Source organism: Variovorax sp. 01T439_2 (genome assembly GCF_056398445.1).
Genome location: NZ_JBFTPJ010000770.1, coordinates 1 through 2,886, shown reverse-complemented (window position 1 = coordinate 2,886; position 2,886 = coordinate 1). Strand labels below are relative to the sequence as shown.

Below are 2,886 nucleotides of genomic sequence, written 5' to 3'. Positions count from 1 at the left end.
CGGCCGGGTCGTTGTTCAGGAGCGAACGCAGCGAGTAGTCGGCGGCGCCCATCTCGAGGCGGCCGATGTCGCGCAGGCGCGTCACGGCGCCGTCGGTGCCGCTCTTGACGATGATGTCGCCAAACTCTTCCTCGCTCTGCAGGCGCCCTTGCGCATTGATCGAGAGCTGCATGTCCACGCCCGACAGGCCCGGCGAAGCGCCGACCACGCCGGCCGCGGCCTGCACGTTCTGGCCGCGGATCGCAGCCACCACGTCGCTGGCCGAGAGGCCGCGCTGCGCGACCTTCTGCGGGTCGAGCCAGACGCGCATGGAGTAGTCGCCGCCGCCGAAGATCTGCACCTGGCCCACGCCTTCGATGCGCGCGAGCGGGTCCTTGACGTTCAGCACCGCGTAGTTGCGCAGGTAGTTGATGTCGTAGCGGTTGTTCGGCGAGACGAGGTGGACCACCATCGTCAGGTCGGGCGCGCTCTTGACGGTCGTGATGCCGAGGCGGCGCACTTCCTCCGGCAGGCGCGGCTCGGCTTGCGAGACGCGGTTCTGCACCAGCTGCTGCGCCTTGTCCGGGTCGGTGCCGAGGCGGAAGGTGACGGTGAGCGTCAGCACGCCGTCGGTGGTGGCCTGGCTGCCCATGTAGAGCATGCCTTCGACGCCGTTGATCTGCTCTTCGAGCGGCGTGGCCACGGTTTCGGCGATCACCTTCGGGTTGGCGCCCGGGTACTGGGCGCGCACCACCACCGAGGGCGGCGCAACTTCCGGGTACTCCGAGATCGGCAGCCCGCGCAGCGCGATCAGGCCGGCTATCAGGATCAATAGCGACAGCACGCCGGCAAAGATCGGCCGGTCGATGAAGAATTTAGAGAGATTCATGTTGTTTCTCCGGCGAGCACAAATGCGCTCCCCTCCGAGTTCAGGACTTCGCGGCTTCCGCGACGCGTTCCGGTTGTTGTTGCTTGGTGTCGGCCTTGGCGTCCATCGTCACGTTCTGCGGCACCACCAGCGCACCGGGGCGGATGTGCTGCAGGCCATTGACCACCACGCGGTCGCCGGCCTTCAGGCCCTTGCTCACCACGCGCAGCCCGTTGATCGATGCGCCGAGCGTCACTTCGCGGTACGTGGCCTTGTTGTCCTCGCCCACCACCATCACGAACTTCTTGTTCTGGTCGGTGCCGATGGCGCGCTCGCTCACCAGCAGGGCCGAGTCGCTGCGCGCCTGTCCCATGCGGATGCGGGCGAACTGGCCCGGAATGAGGGCGCCGTCCTTGTTGTCGAACGAGGCCCGCACACGCACCGTGCCGCTGCGCGCATCGACCTGGTTGTCGATCAGCTGCAGCTTGCCGGTGAAGGGCGTGCCTTCGAGGCCGGCGGTGCCCATCTGCACGGGAATGCTCTCGATCTGGCCGCGGGCGCTGGCGCCGCTCGGCAGATCCTTCAGGGCCCGCGTGATCACCTGCTCGTCGGCATCGAAGCTCGCGTAGATCGGGCTCACCGACACCAGCGTGGTCAGCACCGGCGCGCCGGGGCCGGCGGCCACCAGGTTGCCCATCGTCACTTCGAGCTTGCCGATGCGGCCCGCCACCGGCGCCCGCACCTGGGTGTAGCCCAGGTTCAGCCGCGCCGACTGCAGCGACGCTTGCGCGGCGCGCAGGTTGGCTTCGGCTTCACGGGCGGCGTTCACGCGCTCGTCGTATTCGCGCTGGGCGATCGCCTGCTGGTCCCACAGGCGCTTGGCGCGCTCCTGCTCGCTGCGGCTGAAGGCCTGGCGCGCCTGGGCCGAGGCCACCTGCGCTTCGGCGCGCTCCACTTCGGCCGCGTACGGCGCGGGGTCGATGGTGATCAGCAGGTCGCCCTGCTTGACCAGTGCGCCTTCGCGGAAGTGCACCGACTGCACGGCGCCCGCCACGCGGGAGCGCACGTCGACGCGCTGCACCGCCTCGAGCCGGCCCGAGAACTCGTCCCAGGCATTGATCTCGCTCGACGCCACGGTGGCCACCGACACCGGCGTGCCCTGCTGCGCCGCGGCGGGGGCCGTGGCCTCGGCCTTGAAGCTGTGCATGCCGAGCACCGCGGCGGCCACCGCCAGCAGTGCGGTGAGGCCGGTCACGGCGGGCCACAGGCCCTTGCGGGCGGCGGAAGAAAGGTTTTGCTTGTTGTTCGACATGATGGTTCGTCCTTCTCGATGACTTCTTGGGATGCAACAGGCCATCCCGGCGCTTTTGGCGCCAGGAGGCGGAACTCGAAAATGACCGGGGTTGCCGGTGGGCCGAGGGGCGGCGTCGCGTCGTCAGCAGAGGGCTGCCGCGACCGGCCCGCCTAGCTGGGCTTGGGTGCTACCGGGGGCGGCGTGGTGGCACTGAAAAATTCGCGGAAGTGCTGCTGCACGCTGGCTTCGCAGGCCTTGCAGCCCGAGGGCTCGGGGTCGTACAGCGCCCTGGGCCAGTTGGCGGCACCGGGCAGCACGCTGCTGGTGACGTCGATGCCGGCTGCGCGCAGCCGCCCGGCAAAGGTCATTGCCTCGTCGCGCATGGCGTCATCGGGGCCCACCAGCACCAGGGCCGGCGCCAGGGACGACAGCCGCAGCGACCCGCTCGGCACCGCGTAGGGGTGCATCGCGTTCGACGGGCAGCTCAGGTACTTTTCCCAGCCCGTGGCCCAGCGGCATTCGGCCGAGTCGTTGGTGGCCTTGCGCAGCGACGCGGTGCCCGCGCACGGGTCGAGCATGGGCGACAGCAGGATCTGCCCGGCCAGCGGCGGATGCGCCCGGTCGCGGGCGATCAGCGCCACCCCGGCGGCCAGGTTGCCGCCGGCCTCTTCGCCGGCCAGGTACACCTGGGCGCCCTTGCCGCCGAGCTTCACGCGCTGCTTGTAGAGCCATTCGAGCGCGGCAT

At 69.7% G+C, this 2,886-nt stretch carries 3 protein-coding genes; all 3 read right to left on the bottom strand.

The window, feature by feature from the left end:
• On the bottom strand, positions 1 to 868 hold an 868-nt coding region (locus AC1DOC_RS27465), incomplete at its 3' end, for an efflux RND transporter permease subunit (protein WP_478130898.1).
• A 40-nt stretch (positions 869 to 908) separates the two neighbouring features.
• Complete coding sequence (locus AC1DOC_RS27460; protein WP_018905050.1) at positions 909 to 2,159, bottom strand: efflux RND transporter periplasmic adaptor subunit; 1,251 nt, start codon at positions 2,157 to 2,159, stop codon at positions 909 to 911.
• Between the two features lie 152 nt (positions 2,160 to 2,311).
• The coding region (locus AC1DOC_RS27455; RefSeq protein ID WP_478130897.1) for an alpha/beta hydrolase fold domain-containing protein at positions 2,312 to 2,886 on the bottom strand (575 nt) is incomplete at its 5' end.

Bases quoted from the DNA above. Each gene is read 5' to 3' on its own strand.
- AC1DOC_RS27460 (WP_018905050.1), bottom strand. From the start codon at position 2,159: ATGTCGAACAACAAGCAAAACCTTTCTTCCGCCGCCCGCAAGGGCCTG.